Consider the following 19510-nt stretch of genomic DNA (forward strand, 5'->3'; position numbering starts at 1 on the left):
AAACAAATGAAGAAGAGAAGTATGCTCTGGCTTGCAGCGTTAATGCTGCTTCTTTCCGCGTTTTTAGCAGCATGCTCGGGCGACGGTGAAAAAGCCGGCACAAAGGAGGAAGAAAATAATGGTAAGTCAGGTGAAACGGCGGGTAAGCCCCAGGATGGCGGTACATTAGTATACGCACTTGATTCACAGCCAAAAGGTTTATTTAACTGGACATTCTACGAAGATACTGTTGACAATGAAGTTCTTGATTTATTTGATGAAAACCTAATTGATTATGATGAGCACCTAAAGGCCGTGCCACATATTGCTTCTTGGAAAACAGAAGACAATAAGGTGTTCGATTTCGAAATTAAAAAAGGTGTCAAATGGCATAACAGTGAAGAATTGTCTGTTAAAGACTGGGAATTCGCCCTATACACAATTGCCGATAAAGATTATGAAGGATCACGTTTTGAAAACGTAAGAACCATATTGGGTGCACAAGATTACCATGATGGAAAAGCTGACAAAATCGAAGGGATCAAAGTAATCGACGATTACAATATCCAAATCACGTTCGATAAAGCACGTGTTAACAACTTGGATAATGTTTGGACCTATCCATTATCCCGTAAAGAATTTGAAGGCATTGCTGTAAAAGACATGCTGTCATCTGAACAAGTTCGCTCCAAACCGGTAGGTCTAGGACCTTTTAAAGTAACAAAAATTGTTCCTGGTGAATCTGTTGAAATGGAACGTTTCAATGAGTATTTCGGCGGTAAACCTCATATTGATAAAATTGTCGTAAAAGTAATTGATCCATCACTTTCTGTTGGTGAACTTAAGAACGGTACCCTTGATATGACTTCATTCCACCCAAGCATTATCGAACAGGTAAAAGCACTTGATAATGTAAATGCGATCACATATCCAGGCCTAAGTTACTACTATGTAGGTTTCCGTTTAGGTACTTGGGATGGCGAGAAAAACGTCATGAACGAACCAAAATATCAAAACAAGAAGCTTCGCGAAGCGATGTATTATGCAATCAACCGTGAAGAATGGGTTAAAGCGTTCTTCTTTGGTGTAGGTAAACCGGTTAACCGTCCGGTTCCATCTAACCACTGGATTGCAGCAGACAATAAAGAAATGCCTCAATATAAATATGATCCTAAGAAAGCAAAACAATTATTAGATGAGGCTGGATATAAGGATGTAAATGGCGATGGATTCCGTGAAGATCCAAACGGCAAGGAATTCGTTGTAAACTTCTCTCACTATGCTACACAAAACCCAACATTTGAAGCTCGTGCCAAGGCATTGTGCCAATATTGGGAAGAAGTTGGGCTGAAGACAAAGCTTGTGATGACTGATGCAAATCTTTACTACGATTTGCTAGACAACGCTGACAAGTCAATGGAAGTATATTTCGCAGGCTGGTCAACTGGTACTGACCCAGATCCAACAGGACTATGGAGTTCTAAAGCACTTTGGAACCATCCGCGCTGGGTCAATGAAGAAAGTGATAAATTATTAGATCAGGCCCTGGATATCGATGTGGTTGGAACCGACAACAATAAACGTAAAGACCTATATGTACAATGGCAAAAACTATTCATGGAAGACCTTCCTGGACTTCCAATTGCTGAGCTTGACGAAACAATGGCAGTCAGCAAACGTGTCCAAGGCACTAAATTTGATGTTTCCGGCAAAAATCGTCCAAATGAATGGTGGATTAAACAATAATTACAGCAGACTAACATGCATTAAACTATGTTAAATGCTACCTAATTATTTAATTCGTACCTAACGGTTAAATCGGAGTGGCAGGAGACAGGATATCTTTCTTGCCCCTCCGATTTAAACCAATTAGGTTACGTACCTCATTGTGTTTAACATAGTTTATAGACGAGGAGAATGCAAATGTTGAAATATTCATTTCGAAGAATTTTAGGCATGATTCCAATGTTGTTTCTGATTTCTATTGTCGTCTTTACCCTTGCAAAACTAATGCCGGGTGATTCACTTTCTGGTGAAATCGATCCAACTAATACGAATCCTCAATATATTGCAGAAATGCGCGAAAAACTAGGATATAATGACCCGCTGCCACAGCAATATATACGTTGGATCGGGAATTTTGTCCAAGGGGATTTTGGAAAGTCAACTCGCTTTAAACTTGAAGTTTCGAAAGTGGTTGGTGAAAGACTTCCCAATACATTATTACTTGGGTTAACATCCATTGTTATCACCTATATCTTGGCGTTTATCATGGGTTCTTATGCCGGACGAAAACCGTATACCTTCGGTGATAATCTAATCGGCGGTCTCAACTATTTGGGATTATCCATACCGTCCTTTATCGCTGGTGTTTTTGCTATTTTCCTATTTTCATTTACATTGGGCTGGTTTCCATCCAATGGATCAGTAGGTATTGGGCTGACCGATGGAACATTTGAATATTGGTTAAGCCGTCTTCACCATGTTTTCCTTCCAGCAATAGTACTTGGCTTATTAAGTACCGCTAGTTACACACAATTCTTACGAAATGACATTATCGAAAACAGTCGAAAGGATTTTGTCCGAACGGCCCGAGCCAAAGGGACACCAGAAAGAAAAATTTATAATGTACACATATTAAGAAATTCAATTATTCCGCTTATTACCTTTTTAGGATTTGATCTGGTTGCCATTATTAGTGGTGCAATTATTACCGAGACGATTTTTACTTATCCGGGTCTCGGACAACTATTCCTCCAATCTGTTGGGACAAGGGATTATCCAGTTTTAATGACATTGACAATGCTATTCTCATTCTTAACACTGATCGGCAATCTTGTTGCTGATATTTTATATGGTGTTGTGGATCCGAGAATTCGATTAGATTAGGGGGAGTTATAATGGAGGTTACTACGCAAAAGAATTCAAATGTCACAACTCACCCTCCGAAGAAAAGTTCATCGCCGTGGGCGATTGCTAGAAAAAAATTCTTAAAGAATAAATTGGCCTTAACTAGCTTTATATTTTTATTATTAGTTGCCATTATTTCAATACTCGCTCCGTATATTACGACAGCGGATGTAACTAGGGTAAATATCGGGCAAATGTCATTAACTCCCTCCGGGGATCATTGGCTTGGAACAGATAAATCGGGCCGTGATGTATTCACTCGGTTACTATATGGAGGCAGAATTTCGCTTTTAGTAGGGATTAGTTGTACGTTATTCGTCATTTTCCTTGGAACCTTAATCGGATCTGTTGCCGGTTATTTCGGCGGTACGGTCGACGGGCTTTTGATGAGATTTACGGACTTTATCCTTAACTTTCCATTCTTAGTCTTTGTTATTGTATTAAATGCTATTTTATTTGGCAAAGTAAATGGGTTGTGGGTATTAATTATGACCATCAGTGTCCTAAGCTGGGGAGGAATTGCCAGGATTGTCCGAAGTAAGGTTCTTGCAGAAAAAGAAAATGAGTATATTACAGCGGCGATATCAATTGGCTGCTCACCAGCCAAGGTTATTATAAAACATTTGCTGCCAAATATTCTGTCAACCATTATTGTTCAAGCAACCATTACCTTTGCGACAATGATCGTGGCCGAGACAGGCTTAAGTTTCCTTGGCTTTGGTGTGCCGCAGGAAATTCCAAGCTGGGGCAATATGTTAAACTCGGCGGTTGAGCCGGATGTCCTTCAATTTAAACTATGGATTTGGGTGCCGCCCGCATTAATCATCACCATCACCATCCTATCAATCAACTTTATCGGTGAAGGTTTGAAAGACGCTTTCAATCCAAAATCAAGAAGATGAAATCTACCATCCAAGCATGGTAGATTTTTTTTAGATAATCAGAATTAATATCCAAAAATTCTAAACGCATAAATTCAACTACGCCTCTATCTTCGTCCTAACGGACTCGCCAGTCGGCGAGTGTTCATTTATATGGATTGGAGCAAAATATATATTAAGGAATAATTTAACTTATGACTGCCCATACTGATTGACAAACAGTTACTTGAAGTGAGGGGTAGATATAATGTTATATCTTCATGATGTTTGGGTTAATTGGTTTGAAGGGGAAGAAAACGGTTATAACGTTTGCCATTTTCATGAATGGCGCAAGGATGATGGTGTCGAGTTATTGGATCAGGTACCGCTTTTAAAGGTCGAGCCGATTCTATTTAACTACATAGAGAATGACCTATCTGAACTGCCTCAACAGCTTCTGGATGATATATATCAAAAAGCGTACCTGAGAAAAAACCATGAAAGAATTCAACTTGACTATTGTTTTGTCGTAACCGACGGTATTGGGATAATGGCTGTTGATACAATCGGCTATAATATCCCGATTCGTAAAAGCAGATTAATTCCTAGACAGGAGCAGCTTGTTTACGAGATGATTGGTACCCACGAACCAACAAAATATAAATTTTCCGGAACTTCCAATACGAAGGATTTCCATATTCTATCGCCTGAGCCAATGTTAATGACGGGGCTTACCCGTAAAGAGAGGCAGTTAAAACAACTTTTATTTATGGCGCTTGATCAATTGTTTGCCTCCAACAATGAGGCTGAAATTCGTTACTGGTTCACCGAATGGTGTCCTGAACGATATTCGGTCATTCAGGAATTGAATTTCGCAGAGGCCTGGGAACAGCTCTATGAGGAAGTTAGACCCGGGTGGACCAAAAAACACGAAATATTTTGTGAAAATTTAATAAAGGGACAGCCATTTTTTGAAAAGCTTTGGGAAATGGAGCATGGCCCGAAAGTAAACTAAAAGCCTGACCCCAAAAGGTGTGAACAACATGCCTTTTGCGGATCAGGCTTTTTAATTATCTTCTGCCGCGTCCGAGTCCCATGGACTCTTCCATTTTTCTAAGTGTTTCGCTGGCAACTTTATTCGCCTTTTCAGCACCGCGGTCCAGAATATCATCTAATTCACTTGATTCCATTAAGCTATTGTATTTTTCCTGAATTGGTTTGAAGAAATTCACTACTACCTCAGCTAAATCTCCTTTAAATGCACCGTAACCCTTACCATCGTACATTGCTTCTAACTCAGAAATAGATTTTTCGCCCAAAATGGAATAAATCGATAAAAGGTTGGTTATTCCAGGTTTATTTTCTCTGTCAAATTTAACAATACCTTCTGAATCAGTTACCGCACTTTTTATCTTTTTCTCCATTTGTTTAGGATCATCAAGCGGAGTGATAAAGGCCTTAGAATTTGGATCGGATTTGCTCATTTTTTTTGTAGGCTCCTGAAGGGACATAATCCGTGCTCCAACCTTCGGAATGCGGACATCCGGGATTGTTAAAACATCTCGGTATTTTTTATTAAATCGTTCTGCTAGATCACGTGTCAGTTCCATATGCTGCTTTTGATCTTCACCAACCGGAACAAGGTCAGCGTTATATAATAAAATATCGGCAGCCATTAATGGTGGATATGTCAACAAGCTTGCATTTACTGCTTCTTTTCCGGCGGATTTATCTTTAAATTGGGTCATCCGCTCAAGTTCCCCGATATAGGCAATACATTGCATCATCCATCCGGCCTGCGCGTGTGCCGGTACTTCGGATTGGATAAATAGAGTTGCTTTTTCTGGATCGATCCCTACTGCAAGGTATAATGCAGCAAGGCTGCGGATGTTTTTTCTTAATGTAGCAGGGTCTTGGGGAACGGTAATTGCATGCTGGTCAACAATACAAAAGAAACAGTTAAATTCATCCTGCAATTCCACGAACTGCTTCATTGCCCCGATATAATTGCCAAGCGTAATCGTCCCGCTCGGCTGTATACCTGAAAAAATAGTCTTCATGTTTATTCCTCCTAATGTATCTGTAAATAAAAAAAAGCCACCCATCCCCATAATAGGGACGAATGGCTCGCGGTACCACCCTAATTACTCAAAAAGAGTCACTTAAGCACCATAACCGTTAAATTGACGGCATGGTTTCCCTTTAACGCAGAGAAAACGTCTAATCCTACTGATTTCAATCCTAATAAAAGGTTCAGAAAGAAGCTCGGGAAGTCCATTCCGCATAATTCACGTGTTTGTTTCCACCTGCCACAAACTCTCTGTAAACGGCATTATGCGTACTACTCTTTCGTCATTGCTTTATTACTGTATTTTAGTTATATCCAATTATAAAGGAATTGCATAGTTATTTTCAAGTGTGTTAAACATAATAAGCAACAAGGGAAATCAACATAAACAAGCCGGTCACCAGCCCATGAAAAAAAAGCGGCCTTTTATCAATTGTTACCATTTCAGATAGGGATGGGATTTCGGTGAATTTTCGTTTCCTGTCTTTGGAAAAGACAAGATTAAACGATTTTCCAATTGCATCATAAAAACCACTCTGGATGGTATAGAGCAGAAGAGATAAAAGTAAAAAGGTTGCCGTCATATAAAAAGATATATTGATATAACTAAGTAAAGTGATTTTTTTGTAAAAAAAGAAGGATAAAACCAATATAGCAATTTGTGTAAGTGTAACCAATAAAACTCTTTTCTTAAAATGGGAGTCCACGGTTTAACCTCCATAAACCTTATTTTATAAGGTTTTCCCTGAAAAAAAAGCCTTATAAAAATACAGTATAGCACAGTTATTTGCGGTTCAAACGTAAAATTTGTAGCGAATCTGTAAATTAATTTTTAAAAAGTAATGTACAATAATTTAAAAATATGTATAATAGGGAATGTAGTAATTTTTCAGAATAATAGAAAAGGGAGGTCTACTAGTGAAGAAATCAAAACTTTCACTACTGTTAATTCTAACACTAGTTCTTAGCATGTTCCTTGCTGCATGTAGCGGGGGAGATAAGAACGAAGGCACCGACAAAAAAGAAGGCGGCGAAAAAGCCCCTAAAGAACAACTTGCAGATGAACAGGTACTAAATATACTTGAATCTTCTGAAATTCCTGCAATGGATAGCGTACTAGCTGAAGACGTTATCGGATTCACCATGATCTCTGCTACAACAGAAGGTTTATATCGTTTGGATCCAGATCAAAAAGTTATTCCAGGTGTTGCAGAAGCAGCTCCAGAATACAATGACGATAAGACAGTTTTAACCATTAAATTGAAAAAAGATGTTAAGTGGGCTGATGGTTCACCTGTAACTGCAAAAGACTTCGTTTATGCTTGGCAGCGTGCAATCAACCCAGATACTGCTTCTCCATACGGTCCATATTTCATGGAAGGCAAAATCAAAAACGCTTCTGAAATCGTTAAAGGCGAAGCAAAGATTGAAGATTTAGGTATTGTTGCAAAAGACGATCACACATTGGAAATTACGTTAGTAAGACCAATTCCATTCATTGAATCTTATCTAACATTCCCATTGTTCTACCCGCAAAACCAAAAGTTTGTTGAAGCACAAGGTGACAAATACGCTTCTAGCGCAGCTACTTTAATTTCAAATGGTCCTTTCAAGATGACCAAGTGGGATGGCCCAACTGCAACTGAATGGGTATTAGAAAAGAACGACAATTATTGGAATGCTAAAGACGTTACTTTAACAAAGATTAACTTTAACGTTTCTAAAGATCCGCAAGCATCTGCTAACGCATTTACTGCTGGTGAAGCAGATATCACACCTAAGCTTGCACAAGCAGCAATCCTTTCTCAATATGAAGGTGATCCTGCATTATTACGCTACCAAGAGCCATCTATTTTCTGGATCAAAATGAACCAGACAAATCCAGCTCTTAAAAATGAAAATATCCGTCGTGCAATCGCACTTGCTGTTGACAAACAAGCTCTAGTCGATGACGTATTGGCTAACGGCTCAATCCCTGCTAACTTCGTTGTACCAAAAGGATTCACTTTCTATGAAGGAAAAGATTTCCGTGAGAAATCAAACGAATTCTTGAAGACAAACAAAGAAGAAGCTAAGAAGCTTTGGGATAAAGGTTTACAAGAGCTAGGTGTTAAAGAAGTTAAACTCGTTTACGTTGGTGGAGATACTGAAACATCAAAACTATCTGACGCATTCGTGAAAGATCAGTTAGAGAAAACTCTTCCAGGTTTATCACTTGAAATGAACGCTGTACCTTTCAAAATCCGTATTGACCGTGAAAATAATAAAGACTATGATTTATTATTTGGTGGTTGGGGACCAGACTATGCTGACCCAATGACTTTCATGGATCTTTGGTTGACAGGCGGAAGCCACAACAACATGTTGTACAGCAATCCTGAGTTTGACAAGGCAATTCAATCTGCAAACGAAGATACTGATTTAGCTAAGCGTTGGAAGACATTACAAGATGCAGAAAAACTTCTGTTAGAAGAAGACGTGGCACTTGCTCCAATGTATCAGCGTTCAGTTAACCTATTAATTCAACCTAATGTCAAAGGCTTTGCACACCATGCCTTTGGACCTGACTATAGCTATCAGTGGATTAAAATCTTAAAATAAGCTATACTAACCAAATAAAAAAGAGAGTATATTTTTCGAATATACTCTCTTTTTCCCTGTATGGGAATTGTCGAAAAATGATGAAAATTATATGAATTAGGAGGTGTAGGCATGGCAAAATATTTACTGCAGCGTTTTATCTATATGTTTATAACATTATTTGTTGTTGCATCATTAACATTTTTCCTCATGAAGTTGATTCCTGGAAGCCCATTTAATAACTTTCAAAAACTTTCTGTAGTCCAACAGAATATTTTGTTGGATAAATACAACCTAAATGACCCCGTGCCTGTTCAATATTTTAACTATATGAAGAACTTGGTAACAGGGGATTTGGGCGTTTCATTCCAATTTAATAATACCCCTGTATCAGAACTCCTTGCCAGACGAATTGGACCTTCTGCAATATTAGGTGTACAGGCAATGATTTTTGGTTCAATTATTGGGATCTTTTTGGGAGCAATTGCAGCATTAAGGCAAAATACCTGGGTTGACTACACATCCACTTTCCTGGCTGTTGTAGGGAAGTCGATCCCTTCATTTATATTTGCCGGGCTGCTGCAATATTACGTAGCAGTAAAATTAGGATGGTTACCTGTTATGTTATGGCGGGGTCCTGAGTATTCGATTCTTCCAACCATCGCTCTGGCCATGTTCCCGCTTTCGATTGCGGCACGTTTTATGCGGACTGAAATGATCGAGGTATTAGGCTCTGATTACATTACATTGGCAAGAGCCAAGGGAGCAAGTTTTTGGCAAATTAGCATTAAGCATGCATTAAGAAATGCAATGATTCCGGTTGTTACCGTTTTGGGACCATTGGCAATCAGCTTAATGACTGGTTCATTAGTTATTGAGAAAATATTTGCGGTTCCTGGTTTGGGTGAGCAATTTGTAAAATCAATCGCAACAAACGATTATCCAGTTATCATGGGTACGAATCTTTTGTTTGCCTTATTATTTGTGGTTGTTATCTTAGTTGTAGATATTCTATACGGGGTTATCGACCCACGTATTCGTATTTCGGGGGGGAAAGCTAAATGATCAACAAAGAAACCATCATTTCCAAAGATATGTTCGCTCCCGCCCATATTGATCCGTCAAAAAGCGAAAAAATTGCCAAACCAAGTTTAAACTTTTGGCAGGATTCCTGGCTTCGTGTTCGAAAAAATAAAGGTGCAGTTATTAGCTTAGCCATTCTAGCGGTTGTCATCCTCATGGCCTTTGTTGGTCCGTTGATTACACCATATGAATACAGTGACCAAAATACAAAGCATAATAACCTGCCGCCTAGAATCCAAGGATTGGAAAACATCTCTTGGCTTCCGTTTGACGGTACTCTCGAAAGACGGAATGGAACTGAATATAACGCCTATGAAGTGCGTAAAATAGATGCTTATTATTGGTTTGGAACTGACAGCTTGGGGCGTGACCTATTTGCACGTGTTTGGAAGGGGACGCAAATTTCTTTATTAATCGCGTTCTTGGCGGCGTTAATCGACATGATTATCGGGGTAACATATGGTGCAGTATCAGGTTATTTAGGTGGTAAGGTCGACAGTTTTATGCAGCGGATAATTGAAATTCTCGTAGGGATTCCGAACCTAATTATTGTTGTACTAATGATTATGGTGTTAAAACCGGGGATTATTCCAATCGTTATTGCGTTAACGATTACCGGCTGGACAAGTATGGCGCGGGTAGTTCGTGCTCAAGTATTAAAATTCAAGAATCAAGAATTTGTTTTAGCTGCAAAAACTTTGGGTGCATCGGATAGTTCCATCGTTTTTAAACATATGATTCCAAATATGTTTGGTGTCATAATCATCAATACGATGTTTTCGATTCCTAATGCTATCTTCTTCGAAGCATTTTTAAGCTTCATCGGTTTAGGATTGCAAGAACCACATGCATCCTTAGGTTCATTAGTAGACGATGGCTTTAAATCAATGATTGCATTCCCATACCAAATGATTATTCCATCGATCATGATTGCATTAATCATGGTATGTTTCAACCTTGTAGCAGACGGTTTACGTGATGCGTTAGATCCAAAAATGCGTGATTAGAAGGCAGGTGAATGGTAGTGGAGAAAATATTGCAAGTAAAAGATTTAAATATTTCGTTTCATACCTTTGCTGGTGAGGTAAAGGCAATCAGGGGTGTCAGCTTTGATTTGCTTAAAGGGGAAACGTTAGCGATAGTTGGTGAGTCAGGATCGGGGAAATCTGTAACGACAAAATCGATTATGAGATTGCTTCCTGAACACAATTCCGAGATAAAAGGCGGGGAAATCCTTTTTGAAGGAAAAGACCTGACCAAATTAAATGATAAACAGATGCAAAAAATCCGCGGGAAGGAAATTTCAATGATTTTCCAGGATCCAATGACATCATTGAACCCTACGATGAAAATCGGCAACCAAATCATGGAGCCGCTTATTAAGCATCAAAACATGAGCAAGCATGCTGCAAGACAAAGAGCAATTGAACTATTAAAGCTGGTAGGTATTCCTAAACCGGAAATTCGCATTGATCAGTATCCACATCAATTTTCTGGCGGGATGAGACAAAGGGTTGTTATTGCTATCGCATTAGCTTGTAATCCCAAGGTCTTAATTGCTGATGAGCCGACAACTGCGCTCGACGTTACCATTCAGGCGCAAATTCTTGAATTGATGAAGGATTTGCAAAAGAAAATTGATACATCGATTATATTTATCACCCATGACTTGGGTGTAGTTGCCAATGTGGCGGACCGAGTTGCCGTTATGTACGGCGGGAAAATTGTAGAAATCGGAACAGCCGATGAAATATTTTATAACCCGCAGCATCCATACACATGGGGATTAATCAGTTCGATGCCGGATATGGATACAGATGATGAGGAGCTATATTCCATTCCGGGAACACCGCCTGATTTATTAGAACCTCCTAAGGGGGACGCGTTCGCACCAAGAAACCCATATGTATTGAAAATAGATTTGGAGCAGGAGCCGCCATTTTTTAAGGTTTCTGATACCCATTATGCTGCGACATGGTTGCTGCATCCGGATGCACCAAAGGTAGAACCGCCTGAAGCAGTTAAAAGACGTCAAAATCAGTTTGTTGGCGTAAAGGGGGGGAAATAGATGGCCGAAAGAAAAAAATTACTCGAAATCAAAAATTTAAAGCAATATTTTAATGAAGGTAAACCGAATGAAGTTAAGGCTGTAGATAATGTATCTTTTGATATTTACAAAGGGGAAGTAATGGGGCTTGTCGGTGAATCCGGCTGCGGTAAATCAACCACAGGGCGGACAATCATTCGTTTATATGATGCTACTGGCGGGGAAGTTTTGTATGATGGGGTCAATGTTCATGGCAGGAAATCAAAGAAAGAATTAAAGCAGTTTAATCGGAAAATGCAGATGATTTTCCAAGACCCTTACGCATCATTAAACCCTCGATTGAAAATAGCCGATGTTATTGCCGAGGGAATTGACATCCATGGCTTGGCAAATTCAAAGCAAGAACGGATGGAACGTGTTTATAGCTTGCTAGAAACTGTCGGCTTAAATCGTGAGCATGCCAACCGTTATCCGCACGAGTTTTCTGGTGGTCAGCGGCAACGGATTGGAATTGCCCGTGCTTTAGCCGTTCAGCCAGAGTTTATTATTGCGGATGAGCCAATTTCTGCACTGGACGTGTCTATTCAGGCACAGGTTGTAAACCTTATGAAAAAGCTTCAGCATGAAAAAGAATTAACCTATCTGTTCATTGCCCACGATTTGTCCATGGTAAAATACATTAGTGATCGTATCGGTGTTATGTATTTCGGCAGAATGGTTGAACTAGCAACATCAGAAGAACTTTACCGAAATCCACTGCACCCATACACCCAATCCTTGCTGTCAGCGATTCCAGTGCCGGACCCAATCAGTGAGCGGACTAGAAAGCGGAAATCCTATGATCCAGCAAGCCATAATTATGAAGACAACGAACCGGTTGAATTCCGTGAAGTGACCCCTGGCCACTTTGTTCTCTGTTCGGAGAAAGAATTCAAGCAGTATCAGGCTCAAGTCAAGTAAAAAAAGACGATCTCTGCAATTGAGATCGTCTTTTTTAAACAAATCGTTACTTTCTCTTACCGCCAACTTGTTTCCAGCCAGTTTGGAATCTGGCGCTTTTCTCGACAAATTCACTGCGGCGTTTTCCGCCAAATACCTTTTCGCCAATTCCGTTTGTAATTGGACCCATTAATGCAGTGATTCCAATAACTAATAGAGCAACAATTAAAAAATCCATTATGTAAGCAGTCATGATTGTCCCCCCATTCGTAGCATTCAATAATAACCCTTACATTCTATTTTAAAAGATATTTGCATTTAATGAAAGAGGAAAATACTAAGCCAACCTGCAACCACTATTGCTGCAATGTATGCGTTTTCATTTAATGTCTTTTAAATGAGAATGACCCATGAAGTAATTTGAAGTTGTTCTGGTTCGATATTAAATAGTTGAAGTTTTTAGTTGTATTATCCTTTGATTACCCACAAAAAGAAGGATGGACAACCGAATTTTTTATTAACCAAAGTGAATACTTTGTAAAAAACAAGAAGAAAACAAAAAATATTATGAAACTTTTTTGAGAATTATACGTCTTATTAAGTGGAACTTATTCAATTTATTGTTTACTAAGACGTTGAATATTTTTTGAAAAAAGGATACCTTTTTCATAGGTAGTGGTGTATAATTAATGATATAAATTACTTGTTTATAATAATTTTAATTTTTCTGGGTATATATTTATTATACTTATCTTTATACATTGGTTACATTATAGATTAGTAAACATTAGAGGAGTGTGAAAGACGGATGGTTACACTTTACACCTCACCAAGTTGTACATCATGTCGCAAGGCAAAATCATGGCTAGAAGAGCATGAAATACCATACAAAGAAAGAAATATTTTCTCCGAGCCGCTTTCCATGGAAGAAATAAAGGAAATTTTGCGAATGACGGAAGATGGTACGGATGAAATTATTTCAACCAGATCGAAGACTTTTCAAAAGCTAGATGTAAATTTAGATACAATGCCTCTGCAAGACTTGTTCAAACTCATTAAAGAGAACCCAGGCTTGCTGCGCCGTCCAATCATTATTGATGAGAAACGTTTGCAGGTTGGTTATAATGAGGATGAAATCCGCCGCTTCTTACCTAGAAAGGTAAGAACATTCCAATTGCGTGAAGCACAAAGAATGGTAAATTAAAAAGGGCCTCCAATGGAGGTCTTTTTTCGTCCCGAAAGGTTTGATGTTTTCCCTGTCATTTGCTATAATGAAAGGAATATCTAAATTAATAATTCAATTCCCTTATGTGTAATTTAATCCCAGTTCATATGAAAATAGGCAGATTTACGGTTTTTATGATTTTTATTCTTTTTATTTCCCTTAATAGTTTATTTATCATAAAATGAAAGTACAAGAGTATTTACTTTTTTGAGCAAAAATCTGTTCGAATAATCCTTTTTAGAGGAGTAAATGCTAATGGCATTATCTGCTGGGGGTATTTAGTCCCTTCAATATGAACAATGGAAGGGAGAGGTTTAAATGGAGATTGAACGCATCAATGAGAATACGGTAAAATTTTATATTTCATATGTTGATATAGAAGAGAGAGGCTTCGATCGCGAAGAAATATGGTACAATCGTGAACGGAGCGAAGAACTCTTTTGGGAAATGATGGACGAAGTTCATGATGGTGAGGATTTTGTGGTTGAAGGTCCGCTTTGGATTCAGGTACAGGCTTTGGATAAGGGACTCGAAGTTCTTGTAACCAAAGCACAGCTTTCGAAGGATGGACAAAAGTTCGAACTCCCAATTCCAAATGATAAAACCAGGGATTTACCGGTTGATGAAAAAATTGAAGAATTATTGGAACAACATTTCAATCCGAATTTTTCGGAAGCTGAGGATTTACTTGATGAAGAAATATTGGAGTTTGTCCTTGCCTTCAGAGATTTTGAAGATGTAATCAGCCTCTCGAAGCGTCCGGGGTTGGATAGTATCGTTACAAAACTTTATCATTTTGAGGGCAGATATTATTTGTACACTGAATTTCCTGAGGATCTATTTGAAGAGGACGAAATTGACGATTTGTTAAGTGTGCTCCTTGAATATGGCTACGAAACACAGCTAACCATACATCGGCTTCAGGAATATGGCAAGGAAATAATTTCTGAGAATGTTTTTTCAGAACTCAGGAAACATTTTGACTGATAAAAATACCGATTTCACTGGTGAAATCGGTATTTTAGCTTAGCGGAAGGTTTTTTGCAGGTGAGGTGAGATACATGAAGAACACGGTAAGGGTTGTCATTTTTTTAATGGTGCTATCCGTACTATTGTTTTTCTTTAGGAATCAGTTGGAGAGCGGTTTAATTGGATTCTTAAGTGTATTGATTTCGCTTTCGGTTATTTTCATTGGATTTGTTATCTTTTTAGAAAATCGGCATCCCGCTCAAACCATTACCTGGTTGATTGTACTGGGAAGCTTTCCGCTTGTCGGATTTATTTTTTATTTGCTTTTTGGACGAAATCATCGGAAAGAAAAAATATTCCGCAAAAAATATTTCCTTGATAAACAGGCCTTCTTGACTGTTGAAGGGGAAAATGATCCAAGAAGCGAGGAAAAGCTTCAGTTAATGGGAGAACACCAAGGGAAATTATTTAAACTCGCGCAGAAGCTGGGCAACAGCCCGATCTCCTTTGATACTGCAACAAAAGTATTAACCAACGGCGAGGAAACCTTTCGTCATATTATTGAAGAATTAAACCGGGCCCGGCATCATATTCATATGGAATATTATATTGTTCGTCATGACCAAATTGGCGAGGAAATAAAAAATGTCTTAATTGAAAAGGCAGGTCAAGGCGTCAAGGTTCGTTTCATGTATGACGCAGTCGGTTCCTGGCAACTATCAAAAGCTTATATAAACGACCTTAAGAATGCTGGTATCGAAACGGTCTGCTTTGGTCCGGTTAAATTGCCGTTTTTAAATAATAAATTTAATTTCCGCAATCATCGCAAAATTATCGTCATCGATGGTAATATCGGGTTTGTCGGCGGATTAAATATTGGCGATGAGTATTTGGGAAGGAACAAGGATATTGGCTTCTGGCGGGATACCCATCTATTGCTTAGAGGTGAAGCGGTTCGGACGCTTCAGTTGATTTTTCTGCAAGATTGGTATTATATGACGAATCATAGTTTTTTGACAGCTGAGTATTTATCCCCGCAACTAGACGATAAAAGTCACGGAGGGGTGCAGCTGATTGCCGGAGGTCCGGATAATGAATGGAGCGTAATCAAGGACATCTTTTTCTCAATGATTGGCTCTGCGAGAAAATCTGTCTGGATTGCCTCCCCATACTTTATCCCTGACGAAGATATTTTTTCAGCCATTAAGGTTGCAGCCCTTAGCGGCATTGATGTTAGGCTGCTGGTCCCAAACCGTCCAGACAAACGAATTGTGTTTCACGCCTCCAGATCCTATTTTCCGGAACTATTGGAAGCTGGGGTCAAGGTGTACGAATACGAACGAGGGTTTATGCATAGCAAAATAGTAATAGTTGACGGTGAACTGGCTTCAATTGGAACATCCAACATGGACATGAGAAGTTTTCACTTAAACTTTGAAGTGAATGCTTTCCTGTTTAAGACCAAAAGCACGCAGAAGCTTGTGGCGGAGTTTTTAAACGATCTGGATTACTCAAAACAATTAGAATTAAAAACATTTGGACAGCGCCATATTGGCTTGAGGTTATTGGAGTCTACAGCAAGGCTTCTCTCGCCGCTGCTTTAAAAAAACCCGTCGACAGGCGGGTTTTTTTATTTACAAGAGGATAAGAGGATTTTGCGGAATCCTGTCGAATATCAACTAAAGAAAGGAGGAGTTGAAAGTGTTAACAGCAAAAACTAAAGTCGGCACGCTGATTTGCTTGGCGAATCAGCAATCAAAAGAATCTTTATTGAGGCTGCGAGATTATGAGGAATTTTATTGTCCAGAATGTGGTGAGCCAGTTTTGCTAAAACTGGGGGACCAGCGGATTTTCCATTTCGCCCATAAAAGGGGAAGCACATGCCAAGATTCATATGAACGCGAAACTGAGGCTCATTTAGAAGGAAAGCTTCAGCTTTACCAATGGCTTACCTGTCAAAAAATCCCCTGCATACTGGAATACTACGACAAGGAGATTGGTCAGCGGCCCGATATTTTATTCCGGTTTAATGGTAGAAAATATGCTTTGGAATTTCAGTGCTCACCATTACCAGAAACCGTATTTATTAAGCGGACGAAAACTTATCTTGAACATGATTATATACCGCTTTGGATTGTTTCATCTCATCATCTTCACCCCACTTATAGAAGGACTGTACCTCTATCTAATTTTCTTTATTTATTTTTACGGGCTTCAGATGCAGGCCAATTTTACATCCCCGCCTATTGTCCTAAATCGAGAAAATTTCACATTGTTAACTCCATTACTCCTTATTCGGTTAAAAATGCTTTCGTTCATCAATCCAACTTTCCAGTGGCATCGACTTTAATACAGGACATTTTGGAGCCGCGTATACCATTAAATCAACTCAATTTTTCATGTTGGACCCGCGAACTGGAAAACTATACTTTTAAATGGGCGCTGCAACCAGGCCATGGTAAAAATCCGTTTTTGCAGGAACTTTACAAGCGTAATCTTAATCTCTTTTTATTGCCCCCTGAAATCGGCCTGCCTGTGCCACATTCCTTTTATATCTATAGTTCCCCAGTCATTTGGCAAACCTATTTATTTCTCGATCTCTTTGCGAATAAGAATTCAGGGGACTTCATTACTTTACAAGAGTTGACCTGGCAGGTTAATAAACGAATCAGTCGTAAAGAAATCATCATCCGCCATTTACCGCAGCTTGATGCGGTACATCCGATGGTTCCTGTACTTGAGTATTTTCATCAACTAATGGGCCTGGGTATTCTTACCAGGATTAATACCGCCGCTTGTAAATTGAACCGAAAAATAACCATCCCTCGCTCCAATTCAGAAAAAGAAAAAGCAATGCAGCTTTTCCAGCATGTTTATCAGCAATTTTTGAAAAATAGCTAAATGAAAACGGGGTAATGGGCATAATATAGGAAGCCTTGCAACATTTTTCAAGGCATAATAAAGGAAATTGGTGGAATGAAGAGAATATAATGAAAGGGTAGCAAATTAAACTTAAGAATGGAGGATGGACAATGGCGAATGAAGCTTCTGTGAAATCACTGCCGGCAAGAAGTGAAATACCTGTCGAAGATACATGGAAATTGGAAGATATTTTTGCCAGTGACGAGCAATGGGAGAAAGAGTTTCAAGAGGTTAAGGGCCTGATCCCAGGGATTAAGGATTTTGAAGGGAAGCTAGGGACAGGTGCGGAAACTCTTTATCAGGCACTGCAGTTTCAGGACAGATTAATGGAACGGCTGGGCAAGCTTTATACATATTCCCACATGAGATATGATCAGGACACAACCAACTCCTTTTATCAAGGTTTGGATGACCGGATCAAAAATCTCTACTCCCAGGCAGCTAGTCAACTGGCGTTTATTGTACCTGAATTGCTCTCAATCGAAGAAAGCAAATTGACTGGATTTTTATCTGAAAAGCCCGAGTTAAAGCTTTATGAACATGCCCTCCAAGAAATCAACCTTCAGCGGCCGCATGTATTAAGTGCGGAACAAGAGGCGCTTCTTGCAGAAGCAGGTGAGGTAATGAATGCCTCGAGCAATACGTTCGGCATGTTGAACAATGCAGACCTGGAGTTCCCTTCAATCAAGGATGAGAACGGGGAGGAAGTGGAAATTACCCACGGCCGTTATATCCGTTTCTTGGAAAGCAGTGACCAGCGTGTCAGACGCGATGCATTTAAGGCAGTATATAAAACCTATGGTGATTTTAAAAATACATTTGCAAGCACCTTAAGCGGAAATATTAAGAAAGATAATTTCTATGCAAGAGTGAGGAACTATAATTCAGCCCGTCATGCAGCGCTTGCAGCCAACAATATTCCAGAATCCGTTTATGATAATCTGGTAAACACTGTTAATGAAAACTTACATTTATTGCATCGATATATAAGTTTGAGGAAAAAGGTTTTAGGATTGAACGAGCTTCATATGTATGATTTGTATACACCACTTGTCAAGGATGTCAAAATGGAGATTAAATATGAGGAAGCAAAGGACTTGGTGATCAAGGGCCTCTCGCCACTTGGCGAGGAGTATTCCAACATTCTAAAGGAAGGTTTCGAAAATCGCTGGGTCGATGTCCATGAAAATAAAGGCAAGCGCAGTGGTGCTTATTCCTCCGGAGCGTATGGGACCCATCCATATATCCTGATGAACTGGCAGGATAATGTCAATAACCTATTTACTTTAGCCCATGAGTTTGGACATTCCGTTCACAGCTACTATACAAGGAAAACCCAGCCTTATCCTTATGGGGATTATTCCATTTTCGTGGCTGAGGTCGCATCCACTTGTAATGAAGCGTTGCTGAATGATTATTTATTAAAAACAATTGATGATGAACAAAAGCGAATTTACTTGCTGAATCACTATTTGGAAGGTTTTAGAGGCACCGTATTCCGCCAGACGATGTTTGCCGAATTTGAGCATCTCATCCATCAAAAAGCCCAAAATAATGAAGCATTAACAGCCGATTCCTTAACAGAACTTTATTATGAGTTAAATAAGAAGTACTTTGGAGAAAAGGATATTGTCATCGATGAGGAAATTGGCCTAGAATGGGCGAGAATCCCGCATTTCTATTACAATTATTATGTATACCAATATGCGACTGGCTTTAGTGCGGCAACAGCTTTAAGCAAGCAAATCTTGGAGGAAGGCGACCGAGCGGTTAAACGTTATATCGAATTCCTAAGCGCCGGAAGCTCGGATTATCCTATAGAAGTACTGAAAAAAGCCGGTGTCGATATGACAAGCGCCGAACCAATCAAAAATGCCTGCAAGGTATTTGAAGAAAAACTGAACGAACTGGAACAGCTATTATCCTAA

Annotated in this window: 17 protein-coding genes and 1 other annotated feature; of the genes, 14 read left to right on the plus strand and 3 right to left on the minus strand. The window is 39.2% G+C overall.

The features are described 5' to 3' along the window. Positions 1-6: 6 nt before the first annotated feature. The 4 genes from opp4A to AR334_RS21320 all read left to right on the plus strand — a co-directional run bounded on the left by opp4A (position 7) and on the right by AR334_RS21320 (position 4764). Positions 7-1725, plus strand: a complete 1719-nt coding sequence (gene opp4A, locus AR334_RS21305) for an oligopeptide ABC transporter substrate-binding protein (protein WP_066317332.1) — start codon at positions 7-9, stop codon at positions 1723-1725. A 177-nt stretch (positions 1726-1902) separates the two neighbouring features. After that, positions 1903-2868: an oligopeptide ABC transporter permease gene (opp4B, locus tag AR334_RS21310; RefSeq protein WP_066317335.1), complete on the plus strand. Its 966-nt coding sequence runs from the start codon at positions 1903-1905 to the stop codon at positions 2866-2868. Between the two features lie 11 nt (positions 2869-2879). Beyond that, positions 2880-3791, plus strand: coding sequence for an oligopeptide ABC transporter permease (opp4C, locus tag AR334_RS21315; protein WP_066317343.1), 912 nt, complete (start codon positions 2880-2882; stop codon positions 3789-3791). A 226-nt stretch (positions 3792-4017) separates the two neighbouring features. Next, positions 4018-4764 (plus strand): YjbA family protein, encoded by a 747-nt coding sequence (locus tag AR334_RS21320; protein ID WP_066317346.1) that lies wholly within the window; start codon positions 4018-4020, stop codon positions 4762-4764. A 55-nt stretch (positions 4765-4819) separates the two neighbouring features. Here AR334_RS21320 and trpS read toward each other — a convergent pair whose 3' ends face one another. Together trpS and AR334_RS30785 are read right to left on the minus strand one after the other, a co-directional pair. Continuing rightward, complete coding sequence (trpS, locus tag AR334_RS21325; RefSeq protein ID WP_066317352.1) at positions 4820-5809, minus strand: tryptophan--tRNA ligase; 990 nt, start codon at positions 5807-5809, stop codon at positions 4820-4822. A gap of 51 nt (positions 5810-5860) precedes the next feature. Further along, positions 5861-6114 (minus strand) — a binding site (T-box leader). A 56-nt stretch (positions 6115-6170) separates the two neighbouring features. Then, on the minus strand, positions 6171-6524 hold the full coding sequence (locus tag AR334_RS30785; RefSeq protein WP_066317357.1) for a DUF3899 domain-containing protein: 354 nt from the start codon (positions 6522-6524) through the stop codon (positions 6171-6173). 211 nt (positions 6525-6735) lie between these two features. On the opposite strand from AR334_RS30785, the gene AR334_RS21335 reads away from it, so the two are divergent. The 5 genes from AR334_RS21335 (at position 6736) to AR334_RS21355 (ending at position 12487) form a co-directional block, all read left to right on the plus strand. Continuing rightward, positions 6736-8418 carry a peptide ABC transporter substrate-binding protein gene (locus AR334_RS21335; RefSeq protein ID WP_066317361.1) on the plus strand — a complete coding sequence of 561 codons (1683 nt, stop codon included), beginning with the start codon at positions 6736-6738 and terminating at the stop codon, positions 8416-8418. A 111-nt stretch (positions 8419-8529) separates the two neighbouring features. Further along, positions 8530-9462: an oligopeptide ABC transporter permease gene (opp3b, locus tag AR334_RS21340; protein ID WP_066317364.1), complete on the plus strand. Its 933-nt coding sequence runs from the start codon at positions 8530-8532 to the stop codon at positions 9460-9462. Then, the gene (gene opp3C, locus AR334_RS21345) at positions 9459-10487 is read left to right on the plus strand and encodes an oligopeptide ABC transporter permease (protein WP_066317367.1); all 1029 of its coding nucleotides are present in this window, start codon (positions 9459-9461) and stop codon (positions 10485-10487) included. Before opp3b ends, opp3C begins: the two co-directional genes overlap by 4 nt. A gap of 17 nt (positions 10488-10504) precedes the next feature. Then, positions 10505-11548, plus strand: a complete 1044-nt coding sequence (locus AR334_RS21350) for an ABC transporter ATP-binding protein (RefSeq protein ID WP_066318569.1) — start codon at positions 10505-10507, stop codon at positions 11546-11548. Continuing rightward, on the plus strand, positions 11549-12487 hold the full coding sequence (locus tag AR334_RS21355; protein ID WP_066317372.1) for an ABC transporter ATP-binding protein: 939 nt from the start codon (positions 11549-11551) through the stop codon (positions 12485-12487). A gap of 46 nt (positions 12488-12533) precedes the next feature. Here the strand turns inward: AR334_RS21355 and AR334_RS21360 are convergent, their stop codons facing one another. Then, positions 12534-12719, minus strand: coding sequence for a hypothetical protein (locus tag AR334_RS21360; protein ID WP_066317383.1), 186 nt, complete (start codon positions 12717-12719; stop codon positions 12534-12536). A gap of 555 nt (positions 12720-13274) precedes the next feature. Between AR334_RS21360 and spxA the strand changes: the two genes are divergently transcribed. The 5 genes from spxA to pepF all read left to right on the plus strand — a co-directional run bounded on the left by spxA (position 13275) and on the right by pepF (position 19510). Next, positions 13275-13670 carry a transcriptional regulator SpxA gene (gene spxA, locus AR334_RS21365; RefSeq protein ID WP_066317391.1) on the plus strand — a complete coding sequence of 132 codons (396 nt, stop codon included), beginning with the start codon at positions 13275-13277 and terminating at the stop codon, positions 13668-13670. Between the two features lie 339 nt (positions 13671-14009). Continuing rightward, positions 14010-14678 (plus strand): adaptor protein MecA, encoded by a 669-nt coding sequence (gene mecA, locus AR334_RS21370; protein ID WP_066317401.1) that lies wholly within the window; start codon positions 14010-14012, stop codon positions 14676-14678. Positions 14679-14752: 74 nt separating this feature from the next. After that, positions 14753-16264 carry a cardiolipin synthase gene (gene cls, locus AR334_RS21375; protein WP_066317405.1) on the plus strand — a complete coding sequence of 504 codons (1512 nt, stop codon included), beginning with the start codon at positions 14753-14755 and terminating at the stop codon, positions 16262-16264. A 97-nt stretch (positions 16265-16361) separates the two neighbouring features. Further along, positions 16362-17561 carry a competence protein CoiA gene (locus AR334_RS21380; protein WP_066317408.1) on the plus strand — a complete coding sequence of 400 codons (1200 nt, stop codon included), beginning with the start codon at positions 16362-16364 and terminating at the stop codon, positions 17559-17561. 131 nt (positions 17562-17692) lie between these two features. Then, positions 17693-19510 (plus strand): oligoendopeptidase F, encoded by a 1818-nt coding sequence (pepF, locus tag AR334_RS21385; RefSeq protein ID WP_066317411.1) that lies wholly within the window; start codon positions 17693-17695, stop codon positions 19508-19510.

It is taken from the genome of Bacillus sp. FJAT-29814 (assembly GCF_001510715.1).
Classification (GTDB): domain Bacteria; phylum Bacillota; class Bacilli; order Bacillales; family Cytobacillaceae; genus Neobacillus.

Excerpts from the sequence above, each read along its gene's own strand:
- AR334_RS21355 (WP_066317372.1), top strand. The coding sequence starts at position 11,549 with ATGGCCGAAAGAAAAAAATTACTCGAAATCAAAAATTTAAAGCAATAT.
- opp4A (WP_066317332.1), top strand. The coding sequence starts at position 7 with ATGAAGAAGAGAAGTATGCTCTGGCTTGCAGCGTTAATGCTGCTTCTT.
- spxA (WP_066317391.1), top strand. The coding sequence starts at position 13,275 with ATGGTTACACTTTACACCTCACCAAGTTGTACATCATGTCGCAAGGCA.
- opp3b (WP_066317364.1), top strand. The coding sequence starts at position 8,530 with ATGGCAAAATATTTACTGCAGCGTTTTATCTATATGTTTATAACATTA.
- AR334_RS21320 (WP_066317346.1), top strand. The coding sequence starts at position 4,018 with ATGTTATATCTTCATGATGTTTGGGTTAATTGGTTTGAAGGGGAAGAA.
- opp3C (WP_066317367.1), top strand. The coding sequence starts at position 9,459 with ATGATCAACAAAGAAACCATCATTTCCAAAGATATGTTCGCTCCCGCC.
- AR334_RS21360 (WP_066317383.1), bottom strand. The coding sequence starts at position 12,719 with ATGACTGCTTACATAATGGATTTTTTAATTGTTGCTCTATTAGTTATT.
- pepF (WP_066317411.1), top strand. The coding sequence starts at position 17,693 with ATGGCGAATGAAGCTTCTGTGAAATCACTGCCGGCAAGAAGTGAAATA.
- cls (WP_066317405.1), top strand. The coding sequence starts at position 14,753 with ATGAAGAACACGGTAAGGGTTGTCATTTTTTTAATGGTGCTATCCGTA.
- opp4B (WP_066317335.1), top strand. The coding sequence starts at position 1,903 with ATGTTGAAATATTCATTTCGAAGAATTTTAGGCATGATTCCAATGTTG.
- trpS (WP_066317352.1), bottom strand. The coding sequence starts at position 5,809 with ATGAAGACTATTTTTTCAGGTATACAGCCGAGCGGGACGATTACGCTT.
- opp4C (WP_066317343.1), top strand. The coding sequence starts at position 2,880 with ATGGAGGTTACTACGCAAAAGAATTCAAATGTCACAACTCACCCTCCG.
- mecA (WP_066317401.1), top strand. The coding sequence starts at position 14,010 with ATGGAGATTGAACGCATCAATGAGAATACGGTAAAATTTTATATTTCA.